Source organism: Streptomyces sp. NPDC014764, assembly GCF_043082785.1.
Classification (GTDB): domain Bacteria; phylum Actinomycetota; class Actinomycetes; order Streptomycetales; family Streptomycetaceae; genus Streptomyces; species Streptomyces althioticus.
Genome location: NZ_JBIBXY010000002.1, coordinates 741,339 through 756,913, shown reverse-complemented (window position 1 = coordinate 756,913; position 15,575 = coordinate 741,339). Strand labels below are relative to the sequence as shown.

The 15,575-nt window shown below is 72.0% G+C and carries 14 protein-coding genes; 11 read left to right on the top strand and 3 right to left on the bottom strand.

Annotated elements, in window-relative coordinates:
- Positions 1-54 precede the first annotated feature (54 nt).
- From ACF1AG_RS08415 to ACF1AG_RS08375, 9 genes are all read left to right on the top strand, one after another.
- Positions 55-639: a PaaI family thioesterase gene (locus ACF1AG_RS08415; protein ID WP_359599417.1), complete on the top strand. Its 585-nt coding sequence runs from the start codon at positions 55-57 to the stop codon at positions 637-639.
- Complete coding sequence (dut, locus tag ACF1AG_RS08410) at positions 636-1,193, top strand: dUTP diphosphatase (RefSeq protein ID WP_359599415.1); 558 nt, start codon at positions 636-638, stop codon at positions 1,191-1,193. Before ACF1AG_RS08415 ends, dut begins: the two co-directional genes overlap by 4 nt.
- A 1-nt stretch (position 1,194) precedes the next feature.
- Positions 1,195-1,947: a DUF3710 domain-containing protein gene (locus ACF1AG_RS08405; protein WP_359599413.1), complete on the top strand. Its 753-nt coding sequence runs from the start codon at positions 1,195-1,197 to the stop codon at positions 1,945-1,947.
- Between the two features lie 199 nt (positions 1,948-2,146).
- Positions 2,147-3,364, top strand: a complete 1,218-nt coding sequence (locus ACF1AG_RS08400) for an alginate lyase family protein (protein WP_359599411.1) — start codon at positions 2,147-2,149, stop codon at positions 3,362-3,364.
- Positions 3,365-3,430: 66 nt separating this feature from the next.
- Positions 3,431-4,123: an ABC transporter ATP-binding protein gene (locus tag ACF1AG_RS08395; RefSeq protein ID WP_359599409.1), complete on the top strand. Its 693-nt coding sequence runs from the start codon at positions 3,431-3,433 to the stop codon at positions 4,121-4,123.
- A 129-nt stretch (positions 4,124-4,252) separates the two neighbouring features.
- Entirely contained in the window at positions 4,253-6,814 is a 2,562-nt protein-coding gene (locus tag ACF1AG_RS08390) for an ATP-binding protein (protein ID WP_359599408.1), read from the top strand.
- On the top strand, positions 6,811-7,488 hold the full coding sequence (locus ACF1AG_RS08385; protein ID WP_163089301.1) for a response regulator: 678 nt from the start codon (positions 6,811-6,813) through the stop codon (positions 7,486-7,488). Before ACF1AG_RS08390 ends, ACF1AG_RS08385 begins: the two co-directional genes overlap by 4 nt.
- A gap of 68 nt (positions 7,489-7,556) precedes the next feature.
- Positions 7,557-7,955: an OB-fold nucleic acid binding domain-containing protein gene (locus tag ACF1AG_RS08380; protein WP_086703654.1), complete on the top strand. Its 399-nt coding sequence runs from the start codon at positions 7,557-7,559 to the stop codon at positions 7,953-7,955.
- A gap of 3 nt (positions 7,956-7,958) precedes the next feature.
- Positions 7,959-8,732 carry a DUF3159 domain-containing protein gene (locus ACF1AG_RS08375; protein WP_359599406.1) on the top strand — a complete coding sequence of 258 codons (774 nt, stop codon included), beginning with the start codon at positions 7,959-7,961 and terminating at the stop codon, positions 8,730-8,732.
- Between the two features lie 60 nt (positions 8,733-8,792).
- On the opposite strand, the gene ACF1AG_RS08370 is transcribed toward ACF1AG_RS08375, so the two are convergent.
- Together ACF1AG_RS08370 and ACF1AG_RS08365 are read right to left on the bottom strand one after the other, a co-directional pair.
- Entirely contained in the window at positions 8,793-9,461 is a 669-nt protein-coding gene (locus ACF1AG_RS08370) for a TrkA family potassium uptake protein (protein ID WP_033278031.1), read from the bottom strand.
- Positions 9,461-10,132 (bottom strand): TrkA family potassium uptake protein, encoded by a 672-nt coding sequence (locus ACF1AG_RS08365; protein WP_359599404.1) that lies wholly within the window; start codon positions 10,130-10,132, stop codon positions 9,461-9,463. Before ACF1AG_RS08365 ends, ACF1AG_RS08370 begins: the two co-directional genes overlap by 1 nt.
- 604 nt (positions 10,133-10,736) lie before the next feature.
- Between ACF1AG_RS08365 and ACF1AG_RS08360 the strand changes: the two genes are divergently transcribed.
- Positions 10,737-12,782: an APC family permease gene (locus ACF1AG_RS08360; protein ID WP_359599402.1), complete on the top strand. Its 2,046-nt coding sequence runs from the start codon at positions 10,737-10,739 to the stop codon at positions 12,780-12,782.
- A 69-nt stretch (positions 12,783-12,851) separates the two neighbouring features.
- Positions 12,852-14,180 (top strand): class I SAM-dependent RNA methyltransferase, encoded by a 1,329-nt coding sequence (locus ACF1AG_RS08355; RefSeq protein ID WP_359599400.1) that lies wholly within the window; start codon positions 12,852-12,854, stop codon positions 14,178-14,180.
- Positions 14,181-14,506: 326 nt separating this feature from the next.
- On the opposite strand, the gene ACF1AG_RS08350 is transcribed toward ACF1AG_RS08355, so the two are convergent.
- On the bottom strand, positions 14,507-15,448 hold the full coding sequence (locus ACF1AG_RS08350) for an alpha/beta hydrolase (RefSeq protein ID WP_387795651.1): 942 nt from the start codon (positions 15,446-15,448) through the stop codon (positions 14,507-14,509).
- Between the last annotated feature and the right edge of the window lie 127 nt (positions 15,449-15,575).

The window sequence follows — 15,575 nt, the reverse complement described above, 5'->3', positions numbered from 1 at the left end:
CCAGGGCGGACGCGTGCTCAGCCGCCTCCCGGCGGGCGGGTAAGGTCTGCGGCTGTGAGTGGTAATTCCGCAGCTCTTCAGCCCCCCGCCGACGCCGTGCCGCCAGTGCGCCACCCCGACGCCCCCGCACCGGGCGAGTTTCTGGGCGCCCACTACGGGCAGTGCTTCGGATGCGGAGAGGAACAGCCCCACGGGCTGCACCTCCAGGCGCGCGCCGGTGAAGGCGTGTCGATCACCGCCGAGTTCACCGTGCAGCCCGCGCACCAGGGCGCTCCCGGACTCGCCCACGGCGGCGTGCTGGCCACCGCCCTCGACGAGACGCTCGGCTCGCTGAACTGGCTGCTCCGCACCATCGCGGTCACCGGACGGCTGGAGACCGACTTCGTCCAGCCGGTGCCCGTGGGCACCGTGCTGCACCTCAAGGCCGAGGTGACCGCCGTGGCGGGACGGAAGATCTACTGCACCGCCACCGGACACATCGGCGGCCCCGACGGACCGGTCGCCGTCCGCGCGGACGCGCTCTTCATCGAGGTCAAGGTGGACCACTTCATCGACCACGGCCGCCAGGAGGAGATCCAGGCCGCCATGGAGGACCCCGACCAGGTCCGCCGGGCCCGCGCCTTCGAGGTGAACCCGTGAGCGCCGGCCGCGGAGCGCTCGAGGTGCTCATCCGGCGCGTCGACCCGGACGTACCGCTTCCGGCGTACGAGCACCCCGGCGACGCGGGGGCCGACCTGCGCACCACCGAGGCGTGCGAGCTGGCCCCGGGGGAGCGGGCCGTGCTGCCCACCGGGGTGTCTGTCGCGCTGCCGGAGGGGTACGCGGCCTTCGTGCACCCGCGATCCGGCCTTGCCGCCCGCTGTGGCGTCGCCCTGGTGAATGCCCCGGGGACGATTGATGCCGGGTACCGTGGGGAGATCAAGGTGATCGTGGTGAATCTCGACCCGCGCGAGTCCGTGCGGTTCGAGCGCTTCGACCGGATTGCCCAACTGGTCGTCCAGCAGGTCGAGAGGGTGCGCTTCGTGTCGGTCGCGCAGCTGCCCGAATCGGCCCGGGCCGAGGGGGGCTTCGGATCCACCGGCGGCCACGCCGCGGTGGAAGGTAAGAGCGGCACAAGCGTTCAGGCCGCCATGGGCGGTGCAGCGGGTGGGAATCGATACGCTTCGGTCGTATCCGACCGGGAAGGACAGTGACGTGTTCGGACGTCGCAAGAAGACGGATGCCGCCGACGGTGCGGCCGGCGAGGCCGAGCAGGTCGTCGACGGTGTCGACGCGGAGGCGGACGAGGAGGGCCGGCGCCTGAGGCTCGAGCCCGCGCCCCGGCCCGACGGGCCCTGGGACAGCTCCGAGGTCCGCGAGCCCGGCGAGGGCCGGGTCGATCTGGGCGGGTTGTTCGTGCCCGGTGTGGACGGCATGGAACTGCGCGTCGAGGTCGCGGGCGACGCGATCGTCGCGGCCACCGTCGTGCTGCAGGACAGCGCCGTCCAGCTGCAGGCCTTCGCCGCGCCCAAGCGTGAGGGCATCTGGGGCGAGGTGCGCGAGGAGATCGCGTCCGGCATCACCCAGCAGGGCGGCATCATCGACGAGGTCGAGGGTCCGCTGGGCTGGGAGCTGCGCGCCCAGGTGCCGGTGCAGCTGCCGGACGGCACCGGCGGCTTCCAGGTCGTGCGGTTCGTCGGCGTGGACGGCCCCCGCTGGTTCCTGCGCGGAGTGATCTCCGGTCAGGGCGCGGTGCAGCCGCAGGCGGCGGGTCTGCTGGAGCAGATCTTCCGGGACACGGTCGTGGTGCGGGGGGACGGGCCCATGGCCCCGCGCGATCCGATCGTCCTGAAGCTGCCGAACGATGCGCAGATGGTGCCGGAGAGCGTGCAGCAGGAGGAAGGGTCGCGGTTCGCGGGCGGGATGAGCCGGCTGCAGCGAGGACCTGAGATCACCGAAGTGCGGTAGCGCAGTTCTCTGTCGTGGCCCGCGGGGCCGGTCGTTCGGGGCCGGTTGCCGCGGGCCGCTGTCGTTCCCGGGGGGGGCAGGGGGCGGCCTTCTGGTGCCGCGACTCTTGACGGCGCATTGGTCCGGACCTACCGTCCCGGATCAGTCGGGTGTTCAAAGGGACACCCACTGTTCATGTACGGGAACGGATGGCCCCCACATGTCCGCTTCACGACCACGACTCCGCCCCCTCCGCGCCACCCTGTTCGCCCTCCTGACCACGGCCCTCGCCGCCACCCTCACCCTCCACCCCGACGCCCCGCCCGCCGAAGCCGCCGAAGCCGCCCCGGCAACCTTCACGCACCCCGGCGTCACCGTCTCCAAGGGGCAGCTCGACTTCGCCCGCAACAAGGTGCTGGCAGGCGCCCAGCCCTGGAAAGGCGCCTACGACCGCATGGCGGCGAGCAGGTACGCCGACCTGAACCGCACACCCAGGCCCCGCGCCGTCGTGGAGTGCGGCTCGTACTCCAACCCCAACCTCGGCTGCACCGACGAGCGCGAGGACGCGATCGCCGCGTACACCCAGGCCCTCATGTGGTACGTCACCCGCGACGCACGCCACGCCACCAAGGCCATCCAGCTCATGGACGCCTGGTCCGCCGTGATCCGCGACCACACCAACAGCAACGCGCCCCTGCAGACCGGCTGGGCCGGCTCCTCCTGGGCCAAGGCCGCCGAGATCGTCAAGCACACCTACACCGGCGGCTGGGCCAACCAGGGCCGCTTCGCCACCGTGCTGCGCGACGTCTACCTGCCCGAGATCATCAACGGCTCCCACTCCAACGGGAACTGGGAACTGACGATGATGGAGGCGGCCGTCGGCATCTCCGTCTTCCTGGAGGACCGCGCCTCGTACGACAAGGCCATGGCGAAGTTCCGCACCCGTACCGCCGCCTACGTCTACCTGGCCTCCGACGGGCCCCTGCCGAAGACGGTCCCGGGCCAGAACCTCGACACCCGCGACAAGATCGTCCGGTACTGGCAGAACCAGTCCACCTTCGTCACCGGCCTCACCCAGGAGACCTGCCGCGACCTCACGCACACCGGCTACGGCATCTCCTCCATCTCGCACGTCGCCGAGACCAGCCGCATCCAGGGCCAGGACCTCTACGGCACCGACGTCGGCGAACGGCTGCGGCACGCGCTCGGCTTCCAGGCGAAGTACGAACAGGGCGAACCCGTGCCCGGCTGGCTGTGCGGCGGCACCCTGCACCTCGGCCTCGGCCCGGTCACCGAGGTCGGCTACAACGCGATGCACAACCGCCTCGGCTTCGCCATGACCAACACCCAGGCGCTGACCGAACGCACCCGGCCCTCCGGCACCAACAACCTGTTCGTCGCCTGGGAGACCCTCACCCACGGGGACAACCCCGCCTGACCCTGTTGATCTGCCGGGCGCCGGACAGCGATACTGGCGCCCGGTTCACGGGGGAGGGCATCCACAATGGGGCAGACGATCACCGACGCCATGGTGCGCGTCGAGGACGTGCACAAGTCGTACGGCAGCGGCGCCGCCGCCGTGCACGCGCTGCGAGGCGTCTCCTTCGAGGTCCCGCGCGGCGAACTCGTCGCCCTCAAGGGGCGCTCGGGATCGGGCAAGACCACCCTGCTGAACATCGTCGGCGGGCTCGACACCCCTGACCGGGGACGGGTCGACGTCGAGGGCCGGGACCTCGCCGGCCTCGACGAGGAGGGACTGCTCGCCCTGCGCCGGGACCGCGTCGGCTTCGTCTTCCAGTCCTTCGGCCTCATCCCCATCCTCAGTGCCGCCGAGAACGTCGGCGTCCCGCTGCGGCTGCGCGGCGCGGACCCCCGCGAGCGCGAGGAGCGCGTCGAACTGCTGCTGTCCCTCGTCGGCCTCGCCGACCACGCCGCCCAGCGGCCCGGCGAGCTGTCCGGCGGCCAGCAGCAGCGGGTCGCCATCGCCCGCGCCCTCGCCAACAACCCCTCGCTGCTCATCGCCGACGAGCCCACCGGCCAGCTCGACGCCGAGACCGGGCACGCCGTGATGGAACTGCTGCGCGCGGTCGTCCGCAGCGAGAATGTCACCGCGCTCGTCGCCACCCACGACACCACCCTGCTCGACCTGGCCGACCGGGTCCTCGAACTGAGCGACGGGCACATCGTCGAGCACTGACCCGGCCCCCGGCAGGCGCGTCAGGGTTGCGTCAAGGTCGGACCCCGCGCCCCCGCCGGCCGTCCGGCCGCCGCGCACGGCGGCCTAAGGTCGACTCCGCCAGGAGCACGACCGGAAGACAATGGGGCCATGGGACGCGGCAAGCTTCGGATCCACCTCGGCGCGGCGCCGGGGGTGGGCAAGACCTACGCGATGCTCGCCGAGGCGCACCGCCGCGTCGAACGGGGCACCGACTGCGTCGTCGCCTTCGCCGAGACGCACGGCAGACCCCGCACCGATGCCCTGCTGACCGGCCTGGAGCAGGTCCCGCACCGGCGGCTGGAGCACGGCGGCGTGACCGTGGCCGAGATGGACCTCGACGCCGTCCTCGCCCGCCGCCCCCGCGTCGCCCTGGTCGACGAGCTCGCCCACACCAACGCGCCCGGCTCCCGCAACGCCAAGCGCTGGCAGGACGTCGAGGAACTGCTGGCCGCCGGGATCGACGTGCTGTCCACCGTCGGCATCCAGCACCTGGAGTCGCTGGGCGACACCGTCGAGTCCATCACCGGCGTACGCGAGCCGGAGACCGTGCCGGACGAGGTGGTGCGCCGCGCCGACCAGGTCGAACTCGTCGACATGACGCCCGAGGCGCTGCGCCGGCGCATGGCGCACGGCAACATCCACCAGCCCGACCAGGTGGACGCGGCGCTCTCCAGCTACTTCCGCCCCGGCAACCTCGCCGCCCTGCGCGAACTCGCCCTGCTGTGGGTCGCCGACCGGGTCGACGCCCACCTCCAGCGCTACCGCAGCGAGCACGCCGTCTCGGCGATCTGGGGCTCGCGCGAGCGGATCGTGGTCGGACTGACCGGCGGTCCCGAGGGCCGCACCCTCATCCGGCGGGCCGCGCGGCTCGCCGAGAAGGGCGCGGGCGGGCAGCTGCTCGCCGTGTACATATCCCGCAGCGACGGTCTCACCTCGGCCTCGCCCGGCGAGCTGGCCGCCCAGCGCACCCTCGTGGAGGACCTCGGCGGCAGCTTCCACCACGTCGTCGGCGACGACATACCCGCCGCGCTGCTCGACTTCGCGCGCGGCGCCAACGCCACCCAGATCGTCCTCGGCTCCTCCCGCCGCCGTACCTGGCAGTACGTCTTCGGTCCCGGCGTCGGCGCGACCGTCGCCCGCGACTGCGGACCCGACCTGGACGTGCACATCGTCACCCACGAGGAGGCCGCCAAGGGCCGCGGACTGCCCGTCGCCCGGGGCGCGCCGCTGGGGCGGCTGCGGCTCGCCTGGGGGTGGGCGGTCGGCACGGCCGGGCCCGTCCTCCTGGCGGTGCTGCTCAGCGCCGTCGACCCCGGCCTCGCCATCGACATGCTGATGTTCCTGGCGGTGACGGTCGCCGCGGCACTCCTCGGCGGGCTGTGGCCGGCCCTCGCCTCCGCGGCCGTCGGCTCCCTGCTGCTCAACTTCCTCTACACCCCGCCCCTGCACACCTGGAGCGTCTCCGACCCGCGGAACATCGTCGCCATCGTGGTCTTCGTCGCGGTCGGCGCCTCGGTGGCGTCCGTCGTCGACCTCGCGGCCCGGCGCACCCAGCAGGCGGCCCGGCTGCGCGCCGAGTCGGAGATCCTGTCGTTCCTCGCGGGCAACGTGCTGCGCGGCGAGACCGGCCTGGAGGACCTTCTGGAGCGGGTCCGCGAGACCTTCGGCATGGAGTCCGCCGCGCTGCTGGAACGCGCCGGGGACGTCGAGCCGTGGACCTGCGCGGGCCGTGTCGGCCGCGGCCGCCCGGTCGGACGGCCCGAGGACGCCGACGTGGAGGTGCCCGTCGGCGACCACATGGCGCTGGCGCTGACCGGCCGGGTGCCGCCCGCCGAGGACCGCAGGGTGCTGGCCGCCTTCGCCGCGCAGGCCGCCGTCGTCCTGGACCGCCGGCGGCTGCGCGAACAGGCCGACCGCGCCCTCGCCCTCGCCGAGGGCAACCGCATCCGCACCGCGCTCCTCGCCGCCGTCAGCCACGACCTGCGCACCCCGCTGGCCGGGATCAAGGCGGCCGTCTCCTCCCTGCGCTCCGAGGACGTCGAATGGTCCGAGGAGGACCGCGCAGAGCTGCTGGAGGGCATCGAGGACGGCGCGGACCGCCTGGACCACCTGGTGGGCAACCTGCTCGACATGTCCCGCCTGCACACCGGCACCGTCACCCCGCTGATGCGCGGCACCGACCTGGACGAGGTGGTGCCGCGCGCCCTCGGAGGAGTGCCCGAGCACAGCGTCGCCCTGGACGTCCCCGAGACCCTGCCCATGGTCGACGCCGACCCCGGACTGCTGGAGCGGGCGATGGCCAACGTGATCGAGAACGCCGTGAAGTACAGCCCGCCGGGGGAGAAGGTGCTGGTCGCCGCCAGCGCCCTCGCCGGCCGGGTCGAGGTGCGGGTCGTCGACCGCGGCCCCGGCGTACCCGACGAGGCCAAGGAGCGCATCTTCGCGCCGTTCCAGCGGCACGGGGACGCCCCGCGCGGCTCCGGCGTCGGTCTGGGCCTGGCCGTCGCCCGCGGCTTCACCGAGGCCATGGGCGGCACCCTGAACGCCGACGACACCCCCGGCGGCGGCCTCACCATGACCCTCACTCTGCAGGCGGCGGACTCCCGGCCGGAAAACGGCCCGCACGGGCGCGGCCCCGTGACCGCCCAGGACGAAAGGCGAGCCTCATGACCCGCGTGCTGGTGGTCGACGACGACCCGGCCATCGTGCGGGCCCTGGTGATCAACCTCAGGGCCCGGCAGTACGAGGTGGACTCCGCCGAGGACGGGGCGGGCGCCCTGCGCGCGGCCGCCGCCCGCCACCCGGACGTGGTGGTCCTCGACCTGGGCCTGCCCGACACGGACGGCGTCGACGTCATCCGGCGGCTGCGCGAGTGGAGCCGGGTGCCGATCCTGGTGCTGTCCGCGCGGCACGCCTCGGGCGAGAAGGTCCAGGCGCTGGACGCCGGCGCCGACGACTACGTCACCAAGCCCTTCGGCATGGACGAACTGCTCGCGCGGCTGCGGGCCGCCGTACGGCGCGCGGAACCCGCCGACGGGGGAGACGTGGTCGTGGAGACCGGGACGTTCACCGTCGACCTCGCCGCCAAGAAGGTCCACCGCGACGGACGTGACGTACGGCTCACGCCCACCGAGTGGCATCTGCTGGAGGCGCTGGTGCGCGCCGGGGGCCGGCTGGTGGGGCAGCGGCAGCTGCTGCGGGAGGTGTGGGGACCGTCGTACGGGACGGAGACCAACTACCTGCGGGTCTACATGGCGCAGCTCCGCCGCAAGCTGGAGGCGGACCCCTCGCGGCCCAGACACCTCATCACCGAGCCCGGCATGGGCTACCGCTTCGAGAAGTGACGGCGGGCCGTTCGGACCGGGCGAGCAGGGGGTACGTAACCGTCAGTGCACCCCGGTACGCTTCAGATATGAGTGCTGTTCCTCGGTCCGAGAAGCCGGCAGGCCGATTCCGCCGCATGCTCGACCGCCTCTCGTCCTCCCAGGAGGACCTGGAGTCGGAGGAGCTGCGCGAGGACGCCGCGACGGCCGGCTGCACGCGAATAGGTGACTGCCAGGACCGCGAGATCGTCACGGTTACTGGTACCTTGCGCACGGTCACGCAGCGGCCGCGCGCGGGAGTGCCGGCTCTGGAGGCCGAGCTGTTCGACGGCTCCGCCGCGCTGGACGTGGTGTGGCTCGGCAGGCGCTCCATCACGGGGATAGAGCCGGGGCGCAAGCTGATCGCATCGGGCCGGATCGCCATGAGCCGTGGTCGCCGGGTGCTGTTCAATCCGAAATACGAACTGAGACCCCTCGGACGGGAGTAGCCGGTGACGTCGCTCGACAAGCCGACAACCGAAGAGACCTCCGCGGACACGTCCGCGGACGACGCCCGGGCGGTGACGGAGGCCGCCCTGTTCGAGGCGTTCGGCGGTGTCCGGGGCATGGTCGAGACGGTGCTGCCGGGGCTGCTCTTCGTCAGCATCTACACGGTCAACAAGAACCTGCACATGTCGGCGCTCGCGGCGCTCGGCGTGGCGCTCGTCATGGTCGTGGTCCGGCTGGTCCGCAGGGACACCGTGAAGCACGCGTTCAGCGGTGTCTTCGGCGTCGGCTTCGGCGTGGTCTTCGCGATGATGACCGGCAACGCCAAGGACTTCTACCTGCCGGGCATGCTGTACACGCTGGGCCTGGCGCTGGCGTACATCGTCACGGCGATGGCGGGCGTCCCCCTGATCGGCCTGATGCTGGGCCCGGTGTTCAAGGAGAACCTCTCCTGGCGCACCAGGAACCCGGGCCGCAAGAAGGCGTACACCAAGGCCAGCTGGGCCTGGGGCCTGATCCTGCTGGCCAAGTGCGCCATCCTCTTCCCGCTGTACTGGTGGGCGGACACCACCCAGCTCGGCTGGGTGCTGGTCGCGCTGAAGATCCCGCCGTTCCTGCTCGCCGTCTACCTGACCTGGGTGTTCCTGGCGAAGGCCCCGCCGCCGATCGACGTCTTCGCCGAGATGGAGGCGGAGGAGCGCGCGGAGGAGGAGCGGAAGGCCGCCGCCGCGGACGAGGGCGAAGAGGCGCCGGCCGGGCGTCACCGCCGCCAGTCTTGAGTCCGCTGTACGTGTGAGGGGCGCCCGGATCCGTCCAGGCGCCCCTCACTTCTCGCCTCGTTACGACTGCTTGCGCACCGAGAGCAGGTCCTCCAGCTGCTCCTCACGGGCCTGCGCGGCCACGAAGAGCAGCTCGTCGCCGGCCTCCAGGGAGTCCTCGCGGGTCGGCGTCAGCACCCGCGTGCCGCGGATGATCGTGACCAGCGAGGTGTCCTGCGGCCACTCCACGTCCCCGACCTGCGTGCCGGCCAGCGCGGACTCCTCCGGCAGGGTCAGCTCCACCAGGTTGGCGTCGCCGTGGCTGAAGCGCAGCAGCCGGACCAGGTCGCCGACGCTGACCGCCTCCTCCACCAGCGCCGACATCAGACGCGGGGTGGAGACGGCGACGTCGACGCCCCACGACTCGTTGAACAGCCACTCGTTCTTCGGGTTGTTCACCCGGGCGACGACGCGGGGCACGCCGTACTCGGTCTTCGCCAGCAGCGAAACGACCAGGTTGACCTTGTCGTCGCCGGTCGCGGCGATGACGACGTTGCAGCGCTGGAGCGCCGCCTCGTCCAGGGACGTGATCTCGCAGGCGTCGGCGAGCAGCCACTCCGCCTGCGGGACGCGTTCCACCGAGATCGCGGTCGGCGCCTTGTCGATCAGCAGGACCTCGTGGCCGTTCTCCAGCAGCTCGCCCGCGATCGAGCGGCCGACGGCGCCGGCTCCGGCAATGGCGACCCTCATCAGCGACCGCCCTCCTCGTCGGGTCCCTTGGCGAAGGCCGCCTCGACCCGGTCGATCTCGTCCGTGCGCATCATCACGTGCACCAGGTCGCCCTCCTGCAACACCGTCTGCGAGCTGGGCAGGATGGCCTCCCCGAGCCGGGTGAGGAACGCGACCCGCACGCCCGTCTCGTCCTGGAGCCGGGAGATGCGGTGCCCCACCCACGCCGTGGACGTGTGCACCTCGGCGAGCTGCACCCCGCCGGTGGGGTCGCGCCACAGCGGCTCGGCGCCCGAGGGGAGCAGCCGACGCAGCATCTGGTCGGCGGTCCACCGGACCGTGGCGACCGTCGGGATGCCGAGCCGTTGGTAGACCTCCGCGCGCCGGGGATCGTAGATGCGGGCGGCGACGTTCTCGATGCCGAACATCTCGCGGGCCACCCGGGCGGCGATGATGTTGGAGTTGTCGCCGCTGGACACCGCGGCGAAGGCGCCGGCGTCCTCGATGCCGGCCTCGCGCAGGGTGTCCTGGTCGAAGCCGACGCCGGTGACCCGGCGGCCGCCGAACGAGGAGCCCAGCCGGCGGAACGCGGTGGGGTCCTGGTCGACCACGGCGATCGTGTGCCCTTGTTCCTCCAGGGCCTGGGCCAGGGCGGAACCGACCCTGCCGCAGCCCATGATGACGATATGCATCGCGTTACACCGCGCTTCCTGCAGGCCGTGCGACCTTCATGACCTTCGTGCTCATGTCTCTCTTTCGGCTCGCCAGGCAACACGTCGCGGCCTGATTGGCGGCCGCCGGGCAACATCATGCCGGGGCCGGCGGGCGGTGACGCCCCTCGGGGGCCTCTCTGCCCGCCGTAACCGACGGTACGGGCTTGGGTGGCCATGCCGTCCGCGGCGCGGTGGGGGCTGGTCGCGCAGTTCCCCGCGCCCTTTCGGGGCGCCTTCAGGGGCGGTGGGAACTGCGCGAGTGACCCACGACGGCCCGCACTCGAAGGGAACCAAGACCTACCGACGCGTGATACTGCGCACGCTCGCGACAGCGAGAACGCCGAGGACGACGAGGCCGGCCGCTGCGCCGATCAGTTCTGCGGTCGTGTGCATGGGACCCTCCACGAGACGTGGCGACAACGGCCGGGCATGTGGTCATACAGGCATGGGACTCCCCCGATCCGCCCAATCCGCACCCCGACGCCCCGACTTTTCACCCGGAGGGCAGCGGCCGTATGGATGCCGTATGGATCGGGGGTGGCGGGCGCGTCACACGCCGCCGGACGGCTTACGATCCACACTTGTGTCCAAACTGACCGACGTGCCCAAGCGCATCCTCATCGGGCGCGCACTACGCAGCGACCGGCTGGGCGAGACGCTCCTGCCGAAGCGCGTCGCACTCCCCGTCTTCGCCTCCGACCCGCTGTCCTCCGTGGCGTACGCGCCCGGCGAGGTGCTGCTGGTCCTGTCCATCGCGGGCCTGTCGGCGTACCACTTCAGCCCCTGGATCGCCGTCGCGGTCGTCGTGCTGATGTTCACCGTGGTCGCCTCCTACCGGCAGAACGTGCACGCCTACCCCAGCGGCGGCGGCGACTACGAGGTGGCCACCACCAACCTCGGCCCGAAGGCAGGCCTGACCGTGGCGAGCGCCCTGCTCGTCGACTACGTGCTCACCGTCGCCGTGTCGATCTCCTCCGGCATCGAGAACCTCGGCTCCGCCGTGCCCTTCGTCGTCGAGAACAAGGTGCCCTGCGCGATCGGCGTGATCGTGCTGCTGACGGTGATGAACCTGCGCGGGGTCCGGGAGTCGGGCACACTCTTCGCGATCCCCACGTACGTCTTCGTCGCGGGCGTCTTCCTGATGATCGCGTGGGGCGCGTTCCGCGCGGTCGTCCTCGGCGACGACATGCGGGCGCCGACCGCCGACTTCGAGATCAAACCCGAGCACCCCGGCCTCGCCGGCTTCGCCCTCGTCTTCCTGCTGCTGCGCGCCTTCTCCTCCGGCTGCGCCGCCCTCACCGGCGTCGAGGCGATCTCCAACGGCGTGCCCGGCTTCCGCAAGCCCAAGTCGCGCAACGCGGCGACCACCCTCGCCCTGATGGGCCTGCTCGCCGTCACCATGTTCTGCGGCATCATCGCGCTGGCCTCCGCCACCGACGTGCGAATGGCCGAGAACCCGGGCAAGGACCTGGTCCACAACGGCGTCCCGCTCGGCCCCGGCTACGTCCAGGACCCGGTGATCTCCCAGGTCGCCGAGGCCGTCTTCGGCAACGGCACCTTCCTGTTCGTCGTCCTCGCCGGTGCCACCGCCCTGGTGCTGTTCCTCGCCGCGAACACCGCCTACAACGGCTTCCCGCTGCTCGGCTCGATCCTCGCCCAGGACCGCTACCTGCCCCGCCAGCTGCACACCCGCGGCGACCGCCTCGCCTTCTCCAACGGCATCCTGCTGCTCGCCGGCGCCGCCGGACTGCTGGTGTGGGTCTACGGCGCCGACTCCACCCGGCTGATCCAGCTGTACATCGTCGGCGTGTTCGTGTCCTTCACGCTCAGCCAGACCGGCATGGTGCGGCACTGGAACCGCCTGCTGGCCACCGAGAAGGACCAGGCCACACGCCGGCACATGGTCCGATCCCGGGCCATCAACGCCTTCGGCGCCTTCTTCACCGGCCTGGTGCTGGTCGTGGTGCTGCTCACCAAGTTCACCCACGGCGCCTGGGTCGCGCTGCTCGGCATGTGCATCTTCTACGCGACCATGACGGCGATCCGCCGCCACTACGACCGGGTCGCCGAGGAGATCGCCGCGTCGGACGCCCCGGGCGAGGACACCGTGCGGCCGTCCCGCGTCCACTCCGTCGTCCTGGTCTCCAAGGTGCACCGCCCCGCCCTGCGCGCGCTCGCGTACGCCAAGCTGATGCGCTCCGACACCCTGGAGGCCCTCAGCGTCAACGTGGACGCCGAGGAGACCAGGGCGCTGCGCGAGGAGTGGGAGCGGCGCGGCATCGACGTCCCCCTGAAGGTGCTCGACTCCCCGTACCGGGAGGTCACCCGCCCGGTGATCGAGTACGTCAAGAGCCTGCGCGCGCAGTCGCCGCGCGACGTGGTGTCCGTGATCATCCCCGAGTACGTGGTCGGCCACTGGTACGAGCACTTCCTGCACAACCAGAGCGCGCTGCGGCTGAAGGGCCGGCTGCTGTTCACGCCCGGTGTGATGGTCACCTCGGTGCCGTACCAGCTGGAGTCCTCCGAGGCCGCGAAACTGCGGGCGCGCAGGCGGCAGAACTGGTCCGCGCCCGGCTCGGCGCGGCGGGGGCCGGCGGAGCGGACGAAGGACACCTCCCGGCGCACGTAGACTGGTGGGCTGTTGTCCCGGGCCGCGAGGCCCGGCCGCCCGTACCCGATGTTGTGGAGTCACCCCGCCATGCAGGCAGAACCGAAGAAGTCACTGGTGGGGGAGGAGTACGAGGTCGAGATCGGCCCCGTCGCCCACGGCGGCCACTGCATCGCCCGTACGTCGGAGGGGCAGGTCCTCTTCGTCCGGCACGCGCTGCCCGGCGAGCGGGTCGTCGCCCGGGTCACCGAGGGCGAGGAGGGCGCGCGCTTCCTGCGCGCGGACGCGGTGACGGTGCTGGAGGCGTCCAAGGACCGCATCGACGCGCCCTGCCCGTTCGCCGGCCCCGGCCGCTGCGGCGGCTGCGACTGGCAGCACGCCAAGCCGGGCGCGCAGCGGCGGCTCAAGGGCGAGGTGGTCGCCGAGCAGCTCCAGCGGCTGGCCGGGCTGACGCCCGAGGAGGCCGGCTGGGACGGCACGGTGATGCCCGCCGAGGGCGACAAGGTCCCGGCCGGCCAGGTCCCGTCGTGGCGCACGCGCGTGCAGTACGCGGTCACCGCCGACGGCCGCGCGGGTCTGCGCCGGCACCGCTCGCACGAGGTCGAGCCGATCGACCACTGCATGATCGCCGCGGAGGGCGTCAGCGAGCTGGGGATCGAGAAGCGGGACTGGACCGGCATGGACTCGGTGGAGGCGATCGCCGCGACCGGTTCCCAGGACCGCCAGGTCGTCCTGACGCCCAAGCCCGGCGCCCGTCTCCCGCTGGTCGAACTGGACCGCCCCGTCTCGGTGTTGCGCATCGACGAGCGCAACGGGCAGGTGCACCGGGTGCACGGCCGCCCCTTCGTCCGCGAGCGCGCCGACGGCCGCACCCACCGGGTCGGCAACGGCGGCTTCTGGCAGGTCCACCCGAAGGCCGCCGACACCCTCGTCACCGCGGTCATGCAGGGCCTGCTGCCGCGCAAGGGCGACATGGCGCTCGACCTGTACTGCGGCGTGGGCCTGTTCGCGGGCGCACTGGCCGACCGGGTCGGCGAGCAGGGCGCGGTGCTCGGCATCGAGTCCGGCAAGCGCGCGGTGGAGGACGCCCGGCACAACCTGGCCGACTTCCCGCGCGTGCGGATCGAGCAGGGCAAGGTCGAGTCGGTGCTGCCCCGCACCGGCATCACCGAGGTCGACCTGATCGTCCTCGACCCGCCCCGTGCGGGCGCCGGCCGCAAGACGGTCGAGCACCTCTCCTCCCTGGGCGCCCGCCGCATCGCCTACGTCGCCTGCGACCCGGCCGCCCTGGCCCGCGACCTGGCGTACTTCCGCGACGGCGGCTACAAGGTGCGGACGCTGCGCGTCTTCGACCTGTTCCCGATGACTGCGCATGTGGAGTGCGTGGCGATCCTTGAGCCTGCTGAGAAGGGCCGCTGACCTGCTAGTTTGCTGATTGTCCAGTTTCGGGTGGGTCGCGCCCACGTGTTTCCATGGGCACAACAGGTGGGGCGGGGTACATCCGCCCCACCTGCGGTTTTCCGCTGCCGGGACGCGCACGCGAGAGGTCGCCTGCCGAAACACCAGGAAACTTGACGCACATCTGACGCTCGATACGACGGCCGGACTGGATTGCCGGCGGCTCTGACGCCGGAGCCGTCACCCGCCAAGAACGGTGCCCTGTACGAGGGGCTGAGGAGCCCCGCCGACGGCGACGGCTTCCGCCCCGGAGGTGATCTGGTGACGAGAGCGGTTCGGGGCGGGATTCATGCGTGCCTCCTTGGCACAGAGGGGACGTGTCGGTGCAGGAACGTGATCTGGTCTGCGATGACGGTGTCGAACAGGGGCTCGACGTAGGGATCGAAGTGGCCGCCCTCGTAGACGCGGACGGTGGAGTGCCGCATCTTGCCCGCTGCGCGTTCGGCGACGCGCCGGGGGGTGATCGCGTCCTGCGCGACGATCTGGACCAGGACCGGGCACACGATGTCGCCGGCCCAACGCCGGGGTGAGTAGAGGCCGATCTTCAGCGCGATGCGGGCCGCCACGGTGTGGGGGTAGGCGTCCTCCTTCAGCCCCGACTCGCGGAGGAGCGTGTGCATGCCTGGATAGGCGTCCGGCGAGGTCATCATCGCGGTGCGGCCGGGAAGGCCGACGCTCTGGACGTAAACAGGTTCACGACCGAGCCGGGAGGCGATCGCGTCACGCATCCCCGGCACGCCGACCCGGAGAGCGGCCCGCAGGCCGGTCGACCTCACCGCTGCCGGGCCGCTGACGTGCGGGACCTGAGCGATGACGGCGGCGAGGGGCTCTCCTTGGCCGGCGATGGTGATGACGTGGCCGCCGGCGAACGAGGTACCCCACGCCACGACTCGTGCGGGGTCGATGCCCTCAAGTGACCTAGCGTAGCGGAGGGCGGCGCGCCAGTCCGCGTGCTGCATCGCGATGTCCAGGACCTGGCGCGGCGCACCCTCGCTCTCCCCGAAATTCCGGTAGTCGAAGACCACGACGGCGTATCCGGCGGCGGCGAAGCGCTCGGCGTAGGCGTAGAGCCGCAGCGCACGCACCGCGCCGAAACCGTGCGCCATCACGACGACGGGCGGCGGTTGATCTGCGGTGGTGGGCCGGTAGACGCGTGCGGCGCAGCGGGTGCCGCCGGAGTCGAACCACTCCTCCGACGTCGTGTACGTGCCGTCGTGCGACTCGGCCATGGTGCACTCCTCATCTGACTGCGTCGTCTTGACGATGTCCAAGGCGACGGGCGGTTCTCGACCGGCGGACGCCGGTCCACGCCGCTAGGGCGCGCCACTTCGGCAGTCGCCGGGCCACCACGGCGTC

Coding starts and splice junctions, on each gene's coding strand:
- ACF1AG_RS08400 (WP_359599411.1), top strand. CDS start 2,147: ATGTCCGCTTCACGACCACGACTCCGCCCCCTCCGCGCCACCCTGTTC.
- ACF1AG_RS08395 (WP_359599409.1), top strand. CDS start 3,431: ATGGGGCAGACGATCACCGACGCCATGGTGCGCGTCGAGGACGTGCAC.
- ACF1AG_RS08390 (WP_359599408.1), top strand. CDS start 4,253: ATGGGACGCGGCAAGCTTCGGATCCACCTCGGCGCGGCGCCGGGGGTG.
- ACF1AG_RS08385 (WP_163089301.1), top strand. CDS start 6,811: ATGACCCGCGTGCTGGTGGTCGACGACGACCCGGCCATCGTGCGGGCC.
- ACF1AG_RS08380 (WP_086703654.1), top strand. CDS start 7,557: ATGAGTGCTGTTCCTCGGTCCGAGAAGCCGGCAGGCCGATTCCGCCGC.
- ACF1AG_RS08370 (WP_033278031.1), bottom strand. CDS start 9,461: ATGAGGGTCGCCATTGCCGGAGCCGGCGCCGTCGGCCGCTCGATCGCG.
- ACF1AG_RS08365 (WP_359599404.1), bottom strand. CDS start 10,132: ATGCATATCGTCATCATGGGCTGCGGCAGGGTCGGTTCCGCCCTGGCC.
- ACF1AG_RS08355 (WP_359599400.1), top strand. CDS start 12,852: ATGCAGGCAGAACCGAAGAAGTCACTGGTGGGGGAGGAGTACGAGGTC.
- ACF1AG_RS08350 (WP_387795651.1), bottom strand. CDS start 15,448: ATGGCCGAGTCGCACGACGGCACGTACACGACGTCGGAGGAGTGGTTC.